We start from the raw sequence: 16,365 nt of genomic DNA, 5'->3' as shown, positions 1-16,365 counted from the left end.
CCGACCTGTAGGAGCGAACTTGTTCGCGAAGCGGCGCAACTGACACACCGCGTCGATCCCTCGCCAACAAGTTGGCTCCTACAGATTGTGTGTCTCAGCCGGTGATCATCGGCAGGTTCAAACCCTGCTCTTTGGCGCAATCAATCGCGATCTGGTAACCGGCATCGGCGTGGCGCATGACGCCGGTCGCCGGGTCATTGTGCAGGACGCGGGCAATGCGCTCGGCGGCTTCGTCGGTGCCGTCACAGACGATGACCATCCCCGAATGCTGCGAGAAGCCCATGCCCACACCGCCGCCGTGGTGCAGCGACACCCAGGTTGCGCCGCTGGCGGTGTTGAGCAGCGCATTGAGCAATGGCCAGTCGGACACAGCGTCGGAGCCGTCCTGCATCGATTCGGTTTCGCGGTTCGGGCTGGCAACCGAGCCTGAGTCCAGATGGTCACGGCCGATCACGACAGGGGCTGACAGCTCACCACTGCGGACCATTTCATTGAACGCCAGACCCAGTTTGGCGCGCTGGCCCAGGCCTACCCAGCAGATACGCGCCGGCAAACCCTGAAACGCAATGCGCTCGTGGGCCATGTCCAGCCAGTTGTGCAAGTGCGCATCGTCCGGGATCAGCTCCTTAACTTTGGCGTCGGTCTTGTAGATGTCTTCCGGATTGCCCGACAGCGCGGCCCAGCGGAACGGTCCTACGCCACGGCAGAACAGCGGACGGATGTAGGCAGGCACGAAGCCCGGGAAATCAAAGGCGTTGGTCACGCCTTCTTCCTTGGCCATCTGGCGGATGTTGTTGCCGTAGTCGAAGGTCGGGATGCCCATTTTCTGGAACGCCAGCATCGCTTCAACGTGCTCGGCCATCGATTGCTTGGCCGCTTTCACCACGGCAGCGGGTTCAGTGGCGGCGCGGTCGCGATACTGCTCCCAGGTCCAGCCTTTTGGCAGGTAGCCGTTGAGCGGGTCGTGGGCGCTGGTCTGGTCGGTGACCATGTCCGGGCGCACGCCACGGCGGACCATCTCTGGGAGGATTTCTGCCGCGTTGCCGCACAATGCAATGGAGATGGCTTTGCCTTCGGACGTGTATTTGGCGATGCGGGCCAGTGCGTCGTCCAAATCAGTGGCCTGCTCGTCGACGTAGCGAGTCTTCAAACGGAAATCGATGCGGCTCTGTTGGCATTCGATATTCAGCGAGCAAGCGCCCGCCATGCCGGCGGCCAAAGGCTGCGCGCCGCCCATCCCGCCCAGACCTGCGGTCAGCACCCACTTGCCCTGGAGGCTGCCGTTGTAATGCTGGCGCCCGGCTTCGACGAAGGTTTCGTAGGTGCCCTGAACGATGCCCTGGCTGCCGATGTAGATCCAGCTGCCCGCCGTCATCTGGCCGTACATGGCCAGACCTTTTGCGTCGAGTTCGTTGAAGTGTTCCCAGCTCGCCCAGTGCGGGACGAGGTTGGAGTTGGCGATGAGTACGCGGGGGGCGTTGGTGTGGGTCTTGAATACGCCGACCGGCTTGCCGGATTGCACCAGCAGGGTTTCGTCGTCATTCAGATTGGTCAGGCTTTCGACGATCTTGTCGTAGCATTCCCAGTTGCGGGCTGCGCGACCGATGCCGCCGTAGACCACCAACTCGTTCGGGTTCTCGGCGACTTCCGGGTCCAGGTTGTTCATCAACATCCGCAGCGGCGCTTCGGTCAGCCAGCTTTTGGCGGTCAATGTGTTGCCACGGGCGGCGCGGATTTCGACGTCGCGGCGTTTGGTCCATTGCGGGGTTTTGTTGTCAGTAGTCACGTAGCAATCCTCGATGATCGGTCCTGTGGCGAACAGGCGGAACAGGTAGTTGGTACGTCTCGCTGCGTTGACTGTAGCAGTCGTGCCCAAAGCCAAAGACGTCACTCTTGCGTACCCATCTTTACTTGTACATACAAGCATATGCAAGCAGAGGACCAACTTTGAGGAAATGTATTTAAAAATCCGGGGAACCGTTCAGCAACGGGCGTTCGTGAGTAGGGTTCACGGACAGGCCCCATTAACGGTGATCGCATTGAAGGTGGGCCAGGCTGTTACTTTTCGGTGCGTCGCGCTTCAGAGCGGTGCGCGCGGTAACAGCCTGTTACGCCACATCACGCTAACCGGAACTGATGTGGGGAGCTTGTCAGATGACTTTGACCGCGCGACCAATGAACTGAATCGGCCCGGTTGGTTTTCCCGTCGGCGACCCGGTGGACGTCTCAAGCGTCAGCTCGAATAGTTGATTGGGCTGCAGCGTCGGAAGACTGTCCAGCGGCACTTTCAGGACTTGGCCAGGCTTGACCAGCCCCAGGGACACCGGGCCTTTCCAGTCATCGGCTTTGGTCCAGAACTGCAGCGCCTTGTCTTGTGGCACTTCGGCCATGCCCAGCGGAATCAGCTGAATCTCTCGGGAATCGCTGGTCTGGATGACCCAGCCCGGTGCTTTGTCCTGCGGCGCGACCAGCACTACCAGATACGAAGGTGCTGGAGGCGAAACGGTATGAGTGATCAGCGTGATCCCCAGCACCAGTGAAGCGGCGAGCCCCGCGCCAGCCAAGCCGCGCCAGACGCCAAGACTATCCCACCAGCGCGTTTTTATGACGGAGCGGGTTTTTAGTACGGGAGATTCGAGGGCATCAACGCTACGTTCGATCCGGTCCCACAAGCGCGGAGAGGGCGTTTGCGGTTCTGCCAGTTGAGTGAGGTTGAGCAGCCGTACTTCCCACGCATCGACCGCCGCTTGCAGCGCAGGCTCGCGCGGCAGGCGTTGCTCAACTTCTCTGCGTTGCTGCGCCGATAACGTGCCGAGCACGTACTCGCCCGCAAGGGTTTGCAGATCGGGATCGCGGGCATTGCCTGGGTTTTCGTTCATCCAATGCACTCCCGCAGCGCGGCGAGGCTACGTTTGATCCAGGCTTTCACAGTGCCCAGAGGGGCGCCGATTTTGCTGGCGATTTCCTGGTGGGAGTAACCGTCAACGTAAGCATGAAACACACAATTGCGGCGCACCGGCTCCAGCTGTTCAAGGCACAAGTCGATGCGTCCAGGATTGACCCGCCAGTCGAAAGCGTCCTGGGTTTCCTGCCAGCCGTCCAGTGTGGCCGGCGCCTGGCTGTCGTCGATATCGTCGTCGTTCATCGGCACTTCCCGCGCGTTGTTGCGCACGGTGTTGAGTGCCAGATGCCGGGCAATCGTGAACATCCAGCCTCGCGCCGAGCCCCGGCTGTTATCGAAACTAGCAGCGCGGGTCCAGATCTTGATGAAGGCGTCATGCACAATATCTTCGGCCAGTGCGGTGTCGCGCACGATGCGCTGAACCACGCCCAGCAAGCGCGCGCTCTCTTCTACATAAAGACGTTGCAGCGCCTGCCGCTCGCCACGGGCGCAGGCATGCAGAGCAGCTTCGTAATCAAAAGGTGTCTGGTGCGCGGACAAATCGATCAGCCGTGAAAAGGAAACTCCATTCCCCGATCAATGACCGGGGCATCCCGCGCAGGAGCATAGACCAGTTCCTGCGTCAGGATAAGGAGTCGGTTCTGTCAGTTGGCAGCCCAGAAGATGTAGTCCGCTTGATACTTGACCTCTTCCTTCGCGCCTTTGTTGGCCGCTGCACACGCGGTGGTCGGGGCGACGCCGCCTTTAAGCGCGACACGCTGGATGTAAGCAACGCCAGACATGGCGCCTTTGCCTTCAGCCGGGTTGGCCTTGACCAGTTGATACGGCAAATTGCCTGCGCTCGAAGGCGCCACGGCCAACTGCGTGCCCGTCACTTTGGAGCCGTCTTTGGCTTCCCAGGTCGCTGGTGGGCCGAAGTAGGTGCCCACTTGCTTGCCGCTGCGGTCGTTGAGCACCGCTTTGGGGCCGACGAATGCCCATTCAGTCTCACTGGGATTGGTGGCTTTGGCTTTGCACTCGTAGGTGATTTCGCCAACTCCGGTGGTCTCCATGCTGACCTTGTGCCCGGCCGGGACCTTGATGGTGTCAGGCAAGTCAGCCTGAGCGAATACGGAGGTGGCGCAGCTCAAAGCCATCGCGCCAGCAGTCAGGCAGAAGCGTTTTTTAGCGTTCATGGGTGTTTCTCCTGATGGGTAGTTCATTGGGCAGCGAAGGGCTGCTGTCTGTACTACCCGGCAGGAAAGGATCTGGATGCAGTGGTTTGAAAATAATTTTGAAGAAAAAATGCGAAGCTCTGTAGGAGCGAACTTGTTCGCGATTGCGGTGTGTCAGGGAATGCATTTGTCATAGACAAATTGCATCCGCGGGCAAGCGCGCTCCTACAGTTTGTGGTTGGTGTCAGTGCCGACTCATCTTGCTACGCAAGACGATCACCCCACCAATCGCCGCCAGAATCGAGCCCAGCAATACGCCCACTTTTACTTCATCAATCAGGTGCGCAGCGCCAGGGAAGGCAAGGTTGCCGATGAACAGGCTCATGGTGAAGCCGATCCCGCACAGCAAAGCCACACCGTAGAGTTGCGCCCAGTTACTGCCTTCGGGCAGCACGGCGAGACCTGCGCGAATTGCCAGAACGGCCGCGAGGAATACACCGATCTGCTTGCCGACAAAAAGCCCGAGGGCAACGCCCAGTGGCACCGGGTCCACAAGATTGCCCAGCGTAATGCCTGATAGCGAAACCCCTGCGTTGGCGAAACCGAAGATCGGCACGACGGCAAACGCGACCCAGTAATGCATCTTTTCCTCAAGAAACAGCAGCGGGGAGCGCGCTTCTTCTTCCGGTTTGCCCAGCGGAATGCATAAGGCCAATGCTACGCCCGCAAGCGTCGCGTGAACCCCCGATTGCAGGACGAAGAACCACAGCAGCAAGCCGAGCAAAAGGTAGGGCAACAAGCGCCGAACGCCCATGCGGTTCATCACGATCAAGACGGCAAGCGTGGCAAAGGAGGCGAGCAGCATCGGCATGTTCAGGCCGGTGCTGTAGAACAGCGCGATGATGGTGACGGCGCCCAGGTCATCGAGAATTGCCAGCGCCGCGAGGAACACTTTTAGTGAGGTGGGTACGCGTTTGCCCAGCAGCGATAGCACGCCGAGGGCGAAGGCGATGTCGGTGGCGGCCGGGATGGCCCAACCGCTGAGGGTTTCAGGATTACCCCAGTTCACTGCGATGTAAATCAGTGCCGGGACCACCATGCCTCCGGCTGCCGCGAAACCAGGGAGGGCGCGTTGACTCCAGCTCGACAGGCCACCAGCCAGGACTTCGCGTTTGATTTCCAGGCCGACCATCAGAAAGAAAATCGCCATCAGACCGTCGTTGATCCATAGCTCGATCGACAACCCACCCCACACGCTGTGCAGCGCAGCGAAGTAACCGGGCGCCAGCGGCGAATTGGCAACGATGATTGCGGCCAGCGCAGCGCCCATCAGCACCAGACCGCCTGCGGATTCCGAGGCAAGAAAGCTGGTCAGGATGGCGAGGGCTCTGGGGGTTTCTTTGTTGTTGATGGTCGTCATTGGCAGTTTTAGCGTCCCTGAAAAAAGGCAGCAAATTAGCACAGCTCGTGCGCGCAGATGTTTCCGTACCAGATTAGTCGCTGTGCCGACCGCCGTAGATTCAGATCGCTGTCAGTTCAATCACGCAGCAACGACTGGCACGCGGCGCATACAGCACCACTTCAAGCAACGCGCCGGCTTCGTTATCCAGCTGCAGACAATCATGTTTTTCCAGAAGTTGCGGCGGGTGTTCGGCAGCATTGGCCGCGACTTGCTCGGCGGCGCTGAACAGCACGAACACGTTGGCTGAGGTAAAGAACCGCTGCGGCAGTAGCACGTCGATCCATTGCAGCCGTGCGCGATAGCGGCTCGGTGCGTAGATCAGGTTGAAGTCGCGAATCGGTCCGTCAAGCAGTGCGCAAGAGACCTGACTGTCACCGCTGAACGCAAACGGGTCTGAGGGCAGCAACGCTTCGCTCGTGTTGCCGTCGACATCCAGCGTCATGCCCGCGCCCTGCAGCACGGTGATGATGCGCTGGTAGCCGGCAAATGTGGAAAAACCCCCGGACTGCTCGATGTCGGCGATCGACAGGCGCCAGCCGAAGCCGTCGAGGCCTTCTCCGGAATCGCGGGTGATTTCTTCAGTGCTGCCACCGCCGTTTTTCCAGGGCATGCGCGGGTAGTCGGCGGCGCGCAGAACAGTCAGTCGAGTCATTTGCTGAAGCGTCCTTCAAGACGATGGCGAGAACCGGGGTGAATCAGGCGTGCGGCGGTCACAGGCGTGCGCCCCGACCAGGTGCGGCGGCGGATCAGCAGGCAAGGCTCGCCTGTTTCAATCTGCAGCAATTCGCACTCGTCCGATTCGGCCAGAATCGCCTCGACCACGTGCTCACCCTCGGTCAGGGGCGCGACGTTCGACAAGTAAGCGTAGGGGGTCTGTAGGGTGAAATCCTGAAGCAGATATTCAGGGGCAACGGCGGCGTTGACGAAACGGTCCTCGATTTGCACCGGGATGTCGTTTTCAAAATGCACGATCAAGGAGTGAAACACCCGCTGCCCTTCACGCATGTCCAGCGCCAAGGCGCGTTCGGAGCCTGCGGCCTCTTCACAGAGAATAATGACTTTGCAGGTATGGCGATGGCCCCGAGAGGCGATTTCGTCGGCTATGTTGTGCACTTCGAACAGCGCTGACTGGGTTTTGGGTTCTGCGACGAAGGTGCCGACCCCCTGCATGCGCACCAGAAGACCTTCGGCGGTCATCTCCCGCAGGGCGCGGTTGATGGTCATGCGGCTGAAGCCGAGTTGGGTGACCAGTTCGCTCTCGGACGGCACGCGATGATGCGGCGGCCACGTACCATTGGCGATCTGCTGGTTGATCATCTGCTTGACCCGGGCGTAAAGCGGCGCCGGACTGTCACCCATCTGGGCGGCCAGCGGAGAGATGGCGGGCGGAGTCGGCACAGAGAAATCCTTGTTTGGCGTGATAAAGGGTCAATGGCGCTATCGATGGCAACTAACAGCATCAGCGCTCACGCTAACCATTAACCTGTTGGACGACAAGCTTGGCGCAGTTTACCGAGCAGACAAACGTCTGTATATGTATAGACAATTTCACGCGAGGGGTGCAAAAACGATGTCCGTTTTCTTTGCTGAACGTGCGTTGCTGCCGACTGGCTGGGCGAATAATGTGCGTTTTGAAGTCAGTCCGGAAGGAATGCTGACGCAGGTTCTGGCCGACGCCGACAGTGAAGGCGCCGAGCTGATGAACGGCCCGGTCGTGCCAGGCATGCCGAACCTGCACTCCCACGCTTTTCAACGGGCCATGGCCGGGCTGGCGGAAGTCGCGGGCAACCCCAACGACAGTTTCTGGACGTGGCGCGATTTGATGTATCGGCTTGTCGGCCAGATCAGCCCCGAACAACTGGGCATCATCGCCCGGCAGCTGTATATCGAAATGCTCAAGGGCGGCTTCACCTCCGTTGCCGAATTCCATTACGTCCACCAGGACACCAGCGGCCAGCCCTACGCAAACCCGGCCGAGCTGGCGATGCGGGTCAGCGAAGCGGCAAGTTCGGTGGGCATTGGGCTGACATTGCTGCCGGTGTTGTACAGCCATTCAGGCTTCGGAGGCCAGGCGCCGAATGAAGGGCAACGGCGTTTTATCCACAGCACTGACAGCTATCTGGAACTGCAGGCCAATCTTCGTCAAATCATCCAGACCCAACCAGCCCAAGCGCTGGGCCTGTGCTTCCATTCCTTGCGTGCCGTCACCCCGCAGCAGATAGGCGATGTGCTGGCGGCCAGTGACAAACAAATCCCCGTGCATATACACATCGCCGAGCAGCAGAAGGAAGTCGACGACTGCCTGAACTGGAGCGGTCGACGTCCATTGCAGTGGCTGTACGAAAATGTCGATGTCGATCAGCGCTGGTGCCTTGTGCATGCCACCCACGCCGAAGCCGATGAAGTTGCGCTTATGGCCAGCAGCCGTGCGATCGCCGGGTTATGCCTGACAACTGAGGCGAACCTTGGCGACGGCATCTTTCCGGCGGTGGACTACATCGCCCAAGGCGGACGCTGGGGGATCGGTTCGGACAGTCATGTTTCGTTGAGCGTGGTTGAGGAGCTTCGTTGGCTGGAATACGGCCAGCGTCTGCGTGATCAGCGGCGTAATCGGCTGTACCGCAGCGATCAACCAATGGTGGGGCGCACGCTATACGACGCGGCGTTGGTAGGCGGCGCTCAAGCGATGGGTCAACCGGTCGGAGCGCTGGAAGTCGGCAAGCGCGCGGACTGGCTGGTGCTGGACGGCAATGACCCGTATCTGGCGACGGCATCGGGCGACGCAATCCTCAACCGGTGGCTGTTTGCCGGCGGGGATCGGCAGATTCGAGATGTGATGGTCAATGGCCGCTGGGTGATCAGCGATGGCCGTCACGCCGACGAAGAAGAGAGCAGCCGCGCGTTTGCGCAAGTGCTGCGGGAAATGTTGGGCTAGGCAAGAACGCGATCAACTGTAGGAGCGCGCTTGCCCGCGATTGCAGTGTGTCAGGCAAAACACGGGTTACTGACATACCGCAATCGCGGGCAAGCGCGCTCCTACAATGGCCGATTACTCGGCCTTCCCAATCTTCGAATCGTCCACCCGCCAGATCAGCATCGTGGTGTCGTATCCCTGTTGTTGCGCCTTGGCAAGTAGTTCTTCTTTGGTCCGCTCTGTTACGTGGGCAGTCCTCGACAGCAGCCACAGGTATTTGCGACTTGGGTTGCCGACCAGTGCGGTTTTGTAGTCGTCGCCTAAGTACAGCACCCAGTAATCGCCCTTCGCTACACCTGGCAGCAGTCGCGAAAACCAGTTGTCGAACACCACCCACAGCTTGTCGGTCTTGCCTGGTACCTGCGGCGATGCAGTGCCCGTCGCCTCTTCCCACTTGCCATCAATCGTGCGGCAGCGGTTGGTCACGGCGACGTTGCCGTCATCCTTGAGCTTGTACTGTGCTTCGGACTGCGCGCAGTTGCGCTGGAAGAACATGGGCATGCGCGCCAGTTCATACCAAGTGCCCTGATAGCGTTTGAGATCGACATGGTCCACGGTTCGCGGGGCCATGGAGTCCCCGGCCGAAGAGGCGCAGCCCGCTATCAATAGCGCTGCGAGTGTCAGTGCGCCGATTTGCAACGAATGACGGATGTTCATTTGAGCCCCTGGCCAGAAAACAGCACCACTTTGTCAGCGGCGTACTGCACGCTGATAAAACTCTTCTGATCGCCCCATGTACAGCTCGACATGCCCAGCGCACCGGAGCATTCAGTCGGGCTGCCCAGCAATCTCTCGACATCGGCCTTGGGCATGCCCGCCGAGATCTTCGAATAGTTTTCCTGATTGACCTTACTGCAGGCCGCCAGCAATACGCAGAACGATAGCAACGCAAGAGAGCGCAATGACATGGGTGAAGCTCCTGAAACGAAAGGGGGGCGACGTCGCAGCGTTCGTCCATGACGCAACACGCTGGCGCGATACCGAGAGCTTAGAAGATAAACGAGAGGGTCGGTTCCATATGCCAAACAGTCATTAGCAAGCAAGACTGAATTAAGACTAAAATCGGTCGCCTCAATCACGGGAGCTGGAGCGATGAAATTTTCATCACAGGTCAGGCCAATCAGTTATCTCAAAAGTCATGCGGCAGAGATCGTGAAAGACATTACGGAAAGTCGTGAACCGATGTTAATTACCCAAAACGGCGAAGCGAAGTTGGTAGTTATGGACGTAAGAAGCTACGAGGAACAAATGGAAACGTTCGCCCTGCTGAAAATTCTGGCGTTAGGCCATCGAGAGATCGAGCGCGGCGAATTTCAAAGCGTGGATGACGTATTCAACGAGCTGGACGGGATAGATGAGCAATGAGCTTCAAGGTCTTCATCCTTCACTCAGCCAAGCTAGACCTCAGAGACACTCGTGATTACATCCTGAAAAAATTTTCCCATGATGTCTGGCTGGCGACATCTGCCCAGGTCAGAAATGCGATTGAAACATTGGCGACATCGCCATTTGCTGGCTCAATACCCGACGAACTTAAAACGGTCAATCTGAACGACTATCGACAGGTCGTTTCAGGGATGAATCGAATCATCTATGAAATCCGCCAAGACGTGGTCTTTGTCCATGCGGTCATTGATGTCAGGCGAGACCTTATGTCATTTCTAACAAAACGGTTGCTTCGAGCCAACTTTTGAACGCAACTCAAAACCTCGACCCACGCTCCTGCAAAAACGCCACTTCCTCCTCCGTAGATTCCCTTCCCAGCACCTCATTACGATGGGGAAACCGGCCAAACCGTTTGATCACCACATGATGCTTGCGGGCGTAGCTCAGGCTTTGGGTGAAGTGTTCACAGTCGGTAGAGGGCAGCAGCGGGATTAAATCGGTGAAGCGGCGGATGGCTTCGTCCTGATCAGTGAGGTTTTCGCTGTGTTCCAGCACGAGGAAGAGGAAGGTACGTTGCAACGGCGTGAGGGCCTGATCGCGCTGGAGTTTGAGGCCGTGCTTGACCAGTTCCAATGCGCGGGGATCGCCAACATAGGCTTTGGCGGTGTCACGAAAAATCATCCGTGGCAGTTGATCGAGCAGCAGCACCAGCGCTAGCCAGCCTTGAGGGCTTTCGGCCCATTCGGACAAACCGCCCGCCAGTGCCTGCTCCACCAGACCACCGAAGCGATTTTGCGCGTCGGTGTCCTGGGCTTTCTTCTTGCCGAACCACAATTTGCCCTTGGCTTTCGCCGCTTCGCTGGGCGATTCGGTCGTACCGAACCACCACTCAAGCAACGGCAGCCAAGGCGCGGTCATGGTGGTTAGCTCTTGTGGTACGAGGTCGCGCGTTCGACTTCTTCTTTCGAACCCAAGAACACCGCAACACGCTGGTGCAGGCCTTCAGGCTGAATGTCGAGAATGCGCTGGTGACCATCAGTGGACGCGCCGCCTGCTTGCTCAACCAGGAACGACATCGGGTTGGCTTCGTACATCAGGCGCAGCTTGCCCGGCTTGGATGGCTCGCGGCTGTCGCGCGGATACATGAACAGACCGCCACGGGTCAGAATGCGGTGAACATCGGCGACCATCGCCGCGACCCAGCGCATGTTGTAGTTCTTTTTCAGCGGGCCCTCTTCGCCAGCCAGCAGTTCGTCGACGTAGCGTTGTACCGGGGCTTCCCAGTGACGCTGGTTTGACATATTGACGGCGAATTCCTGAGTGGACTCAGGGATCGTGATGTCTTCGTGGGTCAGGACGAAGCTGCCCATTTCGCGGTCCAGGGTGAAGCCTTTGACGCCATCGCCCAGAGTCAGCACCAGCATGGTCTGCGGGCCGTAGATGGCATAACCGGCAGCCACTTGTTCGGTGCCTGGCTGCAGGAAGGCCTTTTCATTCAGGGCTTCGTTCTGGCTCAGGTACTCATTTGGGCAACGCAGCACCGAGAAGATGGTGCCGACCGGAGCGTTGATGTCGATGTTGGACGAACCGTCCAGTGGGTCGAACACCAGCAGGTAGGCGCCCTTCGGGTATTTGCCCGGGATCTGATAGGCATTGTCCATTTCTTCGGACGCCATGCCGGCCAGGTGACCGCCCCATTCGTTGGCTTCGAGCAGGATTTCATTGGAAATCACGTCGAGCTTCTTCTGCACTTCGCCTTGGACGTTTTCAGTGCCCATGCTGCCAAGAACGCCGCCTAAGGCGCCTTTGGAAACGGCGTGGCTGATTTCCTTGCATGCGCGCGCGACCACTTCGATAAGGAAGCGCAGATCGGCAGGCGTGTTGTTGCTGCGGGTCTGCTCAATCAGATAGCGACTCAGGGTAACGCGGGACATGGAGAGCTCCGAAGAAGGGGATTAAAAACGCGCACAGTTTAACGCGTGTGGTGACGTAATACTGCCTGTCAGACTGGGTTCAGAGCCATTGAGTTCACGTCGCCCCTGAGCGTAGTCGCAAAACGCAAACATCTCGCTCTGTTTGCGACGGCGGTATCGATTCAGCATTAGCGACTTTTTTTCGACGCGCTCAACGTACTCAGCGCCATCCAGCCCAGAAACAGCACGCCGATGACCAGCACCGCCCATAACCCCATGCGTTTCCAATCGGGGCCACTGGCAATGAGCAACGGCGCTGCCGAGTCAGTGACCGGTATCGATACGAGCGTGGCGCTGCCCAGCGCGGCGAGCTTGTCCACAGTGACGCCGGGAACCAACGTCGATAGCGGCAGATTGGCGCCGCTGATCGTTTTATTGCCAATGGCCAGGCTGTAGGGCGGGGCGCTTCGCCCCAGAAACACCAATTGCGTGGCACGCACGGCAACACTCAGCCGTGGAGCATCAGCGCCCAGCCCGCCGCCACGCTCGTCAACCTCAAGTTTCAATTGCTGTACGACATCGCCGGGCAGCTCCATCTCATTCTGCGTAACGTCCTGACCGTTTTGCGTCAATCGATACAGCAAGCCGTCGTTGATCTGCCGCCACGGGGCGTTTGCGTCACGACGGCCATAGAGCGTTGCCGGCGCCAGGCTATTGGCCTGCTGGAGGTCGACTTTCAAGCGTTCGATCGGTAGCGCCACCGGCAACGGCCAGACATAGACTCCAGGCTTTTCGGTAAGCCCTGTGATGGCGGGCGACCAACTGAGCGGCAAAACGCCCGGATGAGCGCTGAGCAATTGCGCGGAAGTCAGGGTTGGCGCCGATTGCGGGTTCTCCCACAGCAGCCGCAAGTAGCGAGCCTTACGGCCAGGCAACGGCACTTCGCGCTGCTCCACCACCTCGTCGGAAAACGACAACCGAGCGACTTGGCCTTCGCCCCACGTTTGCCAATGCTGCAAGTCGTCACTGGCCTGGATGGTGAAACGCTGGAAGCCTTCACGCTCGGTATTCCAGTCGATGATCAACTGATCGAGCGGCGCATTGATCGCGCTGGTGTCCAGCAACCAGCCGCGCAGGATTTCTTCGCCAGCCTCGATTTCACTTTGCGGCTGCACCTCGACCAGCGTGCCGCTGGGCGTGCGCTCGACGCGGATAGTTGGCTCGGCATCTTTGGCATCGTCGCGGTTATACAGCGGGAACCACTTCACCGAAATCGGCTGTGGGTTTTCGGTTCTCTGGGGCTGGCTGACGGTCAGCGCATAAGGTTGCGCCTGGCCATCGGCATTGAAAATCCGAACGTCGTTGAGATTGCCCTGCTGCGCTTGCAACTGCACCGACAAGGGTAATTCCAGTCGGTACCACGGGCCCTCGCCGCTGAGGGTCAGCGGCGTCTGGCTAGCAAAGTCGTCCGGCAAGTCTTCAGCATGGCCGGGCAATACGGTGCACAGCAGGGTGCCGAACATAGCGGCCTGGGCAATGAATTGACGACTCAACAACGCATTCCTCATGGGCGGGGCAAATCCTTGGCGGGCTCTTCGGATGCGCAAAGGCGCGCAGGGGATTTGGGGGGAAGTGGTGCGAAATATCCCACTACGAGCAGCAGAATGCCAACGCCGATAAACGAGACGATCCGCTCCAGTCCGCCCCGATCGCTGAGTTCGACGAAGAATAACTTGGCAACCACAACGCCAATCAGCGCCGCGCCCACCAGCCAGATTTTTCGGCGCAGGCGCAAATGGCCGCCGATCATCAATGCCAGCGCCATAAGCGTCCAGACGATAGAAAGCCCCGCCTGCACACGCATCGACGACAGCAGCGACTCGCCGTCCCATGGCACGGCCGCCCAGTGGTGAGCCGTGCGCATGACCATCGCCGTGACCAGCGCAAACAGGGATGCACCAGCGATGAGCAGCGCAGCTTTCTGTGCGTTTGTCGGGGCCACGCCCAACTGCGGCAATAGTTTCCGGGTCCATAGGCAGACCCCCGCCAATGCCAGTAATAGGCCCAATTCCAGAGGATTGATCAGCGGAAGGTACGGCAGTGGATCGGCTGCGCCTTCGCTGAATCCGTTGGCCAGCCAGAACCACCCCAGCATCAATGCGGCCAAGGGTGCGCCCGCCCACACGCGATAGGATTTCGGATAATTGCTGATTGGCCACGGCCAAGTGCGCGCCGAGGCCATCGCCAGCAGATACAGACTTGGCAGCAGCGCCCAACCCAGCCAGCGCCAGGCGTTGTAGTGCTCCGACAACTGCATCAAGGCAAAACGCAATTGCAGCGACAGCACACTGATGATCAGCCAACAGCCCAAGGCGTGAGCAATGTTGAGTATGAGTGGCGGGATCATGGGTGCCAGGCGCCGCAGCGACATGAAGTGAATCACCCACACCGCCAGCCAGCCGAGCCAGCCCCATTCGGCGGCGGGGTTGTAGCGGGTATCGACAATCTCGATCAGCAACAGTGCGCCAGATAGCGGGGTGAGCAGGGTGCAGAGCTGCGCGAGACCTGGCCATCGCAGGCGCAGCGCGACCAACATCCACAGCCCGACACTGATCGCGCCACTGAACAGCAGATAAGGAATTCCCGCCTCGCCTGAAATGAAGTGCGTCGATACGCACAGCGCAACCGTCCACCACAATGCTCCACACAGCAACAACACCGGTTGCAGGATGTTCCCGCGCAAGAACCGTAAGGTTCCGATGCTGTGAACCATCCAGGCGCTGACCAGCCCGGCGACGGCGATCAGCAGCGGCGTCCAGAAATCGCCGTGGTTGAACGTGGGTGCAAACCATGTATTGATCACGCCGAAAAACGAAATGCCCGCACCAAGTTGCAGCAACAGGCCAAAGCCTCGGGCCAAGACTCGATCCTGACGCATGCCCAGCCAGAACACAGCCGCGCCTTCGATGGCCCAAGCAACGGTGGTCCACTGCGCATCGAGCCCCAGCGGGATTGCCAGCGTTGCGAACACCACGCCAAGCGCCAGACAGGTTTCCACTAGCAGTAACGCGCGGCCCGGCGCCCTTCCGGCGAGTACCCGCGCGATGCCCATATAGAGGATGCCCATTGCCAGCGCACTGAATGCCGCGCCGAACGGGATGTGTTCAACCAAAGCGTATTGCAGGCCGAAACCTGTGATGGGAGTACCAAATAGCAAACTGCCATCGACATAGTGGCTTTGTCGGGCGGACCAACGCAGCAGTGCAGCGCGGCTGTCGTCATCGGGTCCGGTTGCATGTTCCTGGAGTTTGCGTCGGGCGAACAACAAACCGATGGCCAGATACATCAGGAAGAACAGAATCAAAAACGGCTCGGTGCTCCAGAACAACGCTGGCGTATAGGCGTTGAGGCCCCAGGCGAAACCAATGCCGAAGGTGCCGATGAAGCCGATTAAGTTCAACGGGCGCCAAGCCTTGAACCAGGCGATGGCGAAGATGCCGGCGTTGAGCAAGGCGAAGTAACTGAACAGCGCGACGTGGCTACCGTCGCCGGAGGAGGTCAGCAGGGGCGCGGCGAAACCACCCAGCGCCGCGACGCAGGCCAAGGCCAATGAGTTTTGCGTGACTGCGAGCACGGCAGAAAACACAGTCACCGCGACCAATAAGCTGAACGCCATGCCAGGGCTCATCAGCGTGTGCAGCTTCATCGCTGCGAAGACCGTCAGGTACAGTACTGCGATGCCCGTGCCCTGCATCATCAAGGCAAAAGTCGCGTTGCGCTGTCTCAACCACCAACCCAGACCCAGCAGAGCCAGGGCGCTGGCCGCGACACCTGCATACCGCGCCTCAACCGGAACGATCATGCCTTCGGTGGCATAGCGCAGCAAAAACGCCAGGCCAAGAAACAGCAGGACCACCCCGACGCGCAGCACGGTATTCCCGCCCAATAGCCAGTCTTTCGCGCGCAACAGGGCGCTGTCGAACAGGTTGGGGGCTTGAGGTTGCTGGGTTGACGGCTGTGTTGACAGTTTTGGCACGGGTGGCCTGCGCCACTCTGAATCTCCGTCCGGGGCTGGGGTGGCTTGCTCGATGTCGGGCAGATCCCAAATTAGCTCAGGGCCGTCGGTGCTGACGGTCTGCACGTTTAAAGGCTCTGGTAATGGATCTGCGACGGGGGCGGAATCAGCGGTTTTGAAAACACTGGTGGGGGAAGTTTCCAGCACAGTAAGCCGCTGTTGCAGTGAAGCCAGAGCGGTCTGGGCCTGAGCCAGTTGTTGCTGATGCTCGGCCGATTGCTTGCTCAGTGATGACAGACGTAGCGCCAAACCGATTGCCAGACCCAAGACTGCGCCCAATGCGCCGCCGATCAGCGATTCGTCGAACAGTGTGCCGATGACCAGACCGGCCAGCAGAAGAATCCATTGCACGCGAAGACATCCCTTTTCGGCCGCAAACGGCGATGTCGGGGAGTATATCGGGCGTGAGAGGGGATGAAACAATTTGTGGTGAGAAGGGCGATGTACATTGCAAGGTTTGTTGTACGGGGCACTTTGCAGGAGCGCGCTTGCCCGCGAT

16 protein-coding genes are annotated in these 16,365 nt (G+C 59.3%); 3 read left to right on the top strand and 13 right to left on the bottom strand.

Going from position 1 to position 16,365, the window contains the following annotated elements; genetic code table 11:
* Positions 1 to 94: 94 nt before the first annotated feature.
* The 7 genes from hutU to hutC all read right to left on the bottom strand — a co-directional run bounded on the left by hutU (position 95) and on the right by hutC (position 6,877).
* Positions 95 to 1,786, bottom strand: a complete 1,692-nt coding sequence (gene hutU / locus ACWKV9_RS04465; protein ID WP_483835382.1) for a urocanate hydratase — start codon at positions 1,784 to 1,786, stop codon at positions 95 to 97.
* A 364-nt stretch (positions 1,787 to 2,150) separates the two neighbouring features.
* Positions 2,151 to 2,879: an anti-sigma factor gene (locus ACWKV9_RS04460; protein ID WP_483834888.1), complete on the bottom strand. Its 729-nt coding sequence runs from the start codon at positions 2,877 to 2,879 to the stop codon at positions 2,151 to 2,153.
* Positions 2,876 to 3,442, bottom strand: a complete 567-nt coding sequence (locus tag ACWKV9_RS04455) for a sigma-70 family RNA polymerase sigma factor (RefSeq protein ID WP_483834887.1) — start codon at positions 3,440 to 3,442, stop codon at positions 2,876 to 2,878. Before ACWKV9_RS04455 ends, ACWKV9_RS04460 begins: the two co-directional genes overlap by 4 nt.
* 104 nt (positions 3,443 to 3,546) lie before the next feature.
* A complete protein-coding gene (locus ACWKV9_RS04450) occupies positions 3,547 to 4,077 on the bottom strand; it encodes a DUF3455 domain-containing protein (RefSeq protein WP_483834886.1) in 531 nt (176 codons plus the stop codon).
* A 223-nt stretch (positions 4,078 to 4,300) separates the two neighbouring features.
* Complete coding sequence (gene nhaA / locus ACWKV9_RS04445; RefSeq protein WP_483834885.1) at positions 4,301 to 5,476, bottom strand: Na+/H+ antiporter NhaA; 1,176 nt, start codon at positions 5,474 to 5,476, stop codon at positions 4,301 to 4,303.
* A gap of 100 nt (positions 5,477 to 5,576) precedes the next feature.
* The gene (locus ACWKV9_RS04440) at positions 5,577 to 6,170 is read right to left on the bottom strand and encodes a HutD/Ves family protein (protein ID WP_483834884.1); all 594 of its coding nucleotides are present in this window, start codon (positions 6,168 to 6,170) and stop codon (positions 5,577 to 5,579) included.
* Positions 6,167 to 6,877, bottom strand: coding sequence for a histidine utilization transcriptional repressor HutC (gene hutC, locus ACWKV9_RS04435; RefSeq protein ID WP_483835381.1), 711 nt, complete (start codon positions 6,875 to 6,877; stop codon positions 6,167 to 6,169). Before hutC ends, ACWKV9_RS04440 begins: the two co-directional genes overlap by 4 nt.
* Before the next feature lie 211 nt (positions 6,878 to 7,088).
* Here hutC and ACWKV9_RS04430 point away from each other — a divergent pair, with 211 nt between their 5' ends.
* Positions 7,089 to 8,453, top strand: coding sequence for a formimidoylglutamate deiminase (locus ACWKV9_RS04430; RefSeq protein ID WP_483834883.1), 1,365 nt, complete (start codon positions 7,089 to 7,091; stop codon positions 8,451 to 8,453).
* Between the two features lie 114 nt (positions 8,454 to 8,567).
* Here ACWKV9_RS04430 and ACWKV9_RS04425 read toward each other — a convergent pair whose 3' ends face one another.
* Together ACWKV9_RS04425 and ACWKV9_RS04420 are read right to left on the bottom strand one after the other, a co-directional pair.
* Positions 8,568 to 9,149 carry a lipocalin family protein gene (locus ACWKV9_RS04425; RefSeq protein ID WP_483834882.1) on the bottom strand — a complete coding sequence of 194 codons (582 nt, stop codon included), beginning with the start codon at positions 9,147 to 9,149 and terminating at the stop codon, positions 8,568 to 8,570.
* The gene (locus ACWKV9_RS04420; RefSeq protein WP_483834881.1) at positions 9,146 to 9,400 is read right to left on the bottom strand and encodes a hypothetical protein; all 255 of its coding nucleotides are present in this window, start codon (positions 9,398 to 9,400) and stop codon (positions 9,146 to 9,148) included. The genes ACWKV9_RS04425 and ACWKV9_RS04420 overlap by 4 nt, the downstream gene beginning before the upstream one ends.
* Positions 9,401 to 9,584: 184 nt before the next feature.
* Between ACWKV9_RS04420 and ACWKV9_RS04415 the strand changes: the two genes are divergently transcribed.
* Both ACWKV9_RS04415 and ACWKV9_RS04410 read left to right on the top strand, forming a co-directional pair.
* Positions 9,585 to 9,857 (top strand): type II toxin-antitoxin system Phd/YefM family antitoxin, encoded by a 273-nt coding sequence (locus tag ACWKV9_RS04415; RefSeq protein WP_483834880.1) that lies wholly within the window; start codon positions 9,585 to 9,587, stop codon positions 9,855 to 9,857.
* On the top strand, positions 9,854 to 10,186 hold the full coding sequence (locus ACWKV9_RS04410) for a type II toxin-antitoxin system RelE/ParE family toxin (protein WP_483834879.1): 333 nt from the start codon (positions 9,854 to 9,856) through the stop codon (positions 10,184 to 10,186). The genes ACWKV9_RS04415 and ACWKV9_RS04410 overlap by 4 nt, the downstream gene beginning before the upstream one ends.
* 7 nt (positions 10,187 to 10,193) lie before the next feature.
* On the opposite strand, the gene ACWKV9_RS04405 is transcribed toward ACWKV9_RS04410, so the two are convergent.
* From ACWKV9_RS04405 to ACWKV9_RS04390, 4 genes are all read right to left on the bottom strand, one after another.
* Positions 10,194 to 10,796, bottom strand: a complete 603-nt coding sequence (locus ACWKV9_RS04405; RefSeq protein WP_483834878.1) for a DUF924 family protein — start codon at positions 10,794 to 10,796, stop codon at positions 10,194 to 10,196.
* Between the two features lie 5 nt (positions 10,797 to 10,801).
* Entirely contained in the window at positions 10,802 to 11,812 is a 1,011-nt protein-coding gene (locus ACWKV9_RS04400) for a class 1 fructose-bisphosphatase (protein WP_483834877.1), read from the bottom strand.
* A gap of 167 nt (positions 11,813 to 11,979) precedes the next feature.
* On the bottom strand, positions 11,980 to 13,359 hold the full coding sequence (locus tag ACWKV9_RS04395; RefSeq protein ID WP_483834876.1) for a DUF3999 domain-containing protein: 1,380 nt from the start codon (positions 13,357 to 13,359) through the stop codon (positions 11,980 to 11,982).
* Positions 13,356 to 16,217, bottom strand: a complete 2,862-nt coding sequence (locus ACWKV9_RS04390; protein WP_483834875.1) for a DUF2339 domain-containing protein — start codon at positions 16,215 to 16,217, stop codon at positions 13,356 to 13,358. The genes ACWKV9_RS04395 and ACWKV9_RS04390 overlap by 4 nt, the downstream gene beginning before the upstream one ends.
* Positions 16,218 to 16,365: the final 148 nt, after the last annotated feature.

The sequence above is a fragment of the Pseudomonas corni genome, assembly GCF_057128765.1.
This window is presented reverse-complemented; position numbering and strand designations above follow the sequence as displayed.

Excerpts from the sequence above, each read along its gene's own strand:
- ACWKV9_RS04460 (WP_483834888.1), bottom strand. The coding sequence starts at position 2,879 with ATGAACGAAAACCCAGGCAATGCCCGCGATCCCGATCTGCAAACCCTT.
- ACWKV9_RS04450 (WP_483834886.1), bottom strand. The coding sequence starts at position 4,077 with ATGAACGCTAAAAAACGCTTCTGCCTGACTGCTGGCGCGATGGCTTTG.
- nhaA (WP_483834885.1), bottom strand. The coding sequence starts at position 5,476 with ATGACGACCATCAACAACAAAGAAACCCCCAGAGCCCTCGCCATCCTG.
- ACWKV9_RS04440 (WP_483834884.1), bottom strand. The coding sequence starts at position 6,170 with ATGACTCGACTGACTGTTCTGCGCGCCGCCGACTACCCGCGCATGCCC.
- hutC (WP_483835381.1), bottom strand. The coding sequence starts at position 6,877 with ATGGGTGACAGTCCGGCGCCGCTTTACGCCCGGGTCAAGCAGATGATC.
- ACWKV9_RS04430 (WP_483834883.1), top strand. The coding sequence starts at position 7,089 with ATGTCCGTTTTCTTTGCTGAACGTGCGTTGCTGCCGACTGGCTGGGCG.
- ACWKV9_RS04425 (WP_483834882.1), bottom strand. The coding sequence starts at position 9,149 with ATGAACATCCGTCATTCGTTGCAAATCGGCGCACTGACACTCGCAGCG.
- ACWKV9_RS04420 (WP_483834881.1), bottom strand. The coding sequence starts at position 9,400 with ATGTCATTGCGCTCTCTTGCGTTGCTATCGTTCTGCGTATTGCTGGCG.
- ACWKV9_RS04415 (WP_483834880.1), top strand. The coding sequence starts at position 9,585 with ATGAAATTTTCATCACAGGTCAGGCCAATCAGTTATCTCAAAAGTCAT.
- ACWKV9_RS04410 (WP_483834879.1), top strand. The coding sequence starts at position 9,854 with ATGAGCTTCAAGGTCTTCATCCTTCACTCAGCCAAGCTAGACCTCAGA.
- ACWKV9_RS04405 (WP_483834878.1), bottom strand. The coding sequence starts at position 10,796 with ATGACCGCGCCTTGGCTGCCGTTGCTTGAGTGGTGGTTCGGTACGACC.
- ACWKV9_RS04400 (WP_483834877.1), bottom strand. The coding sequence starts at position 11,812 with ATGTCCCGCGTTACCCTGAGTCGCTATCTGATTGAGCAGACCCGCAGC.
- ACWKV9_RS04395 (WP_483834876.1), bottom strand. The coding sequence starts at position 13,359 with ATGAGGAATGCGTTGTTGAGTCGTCAATTCATTGCCCAGGCCGCTATG.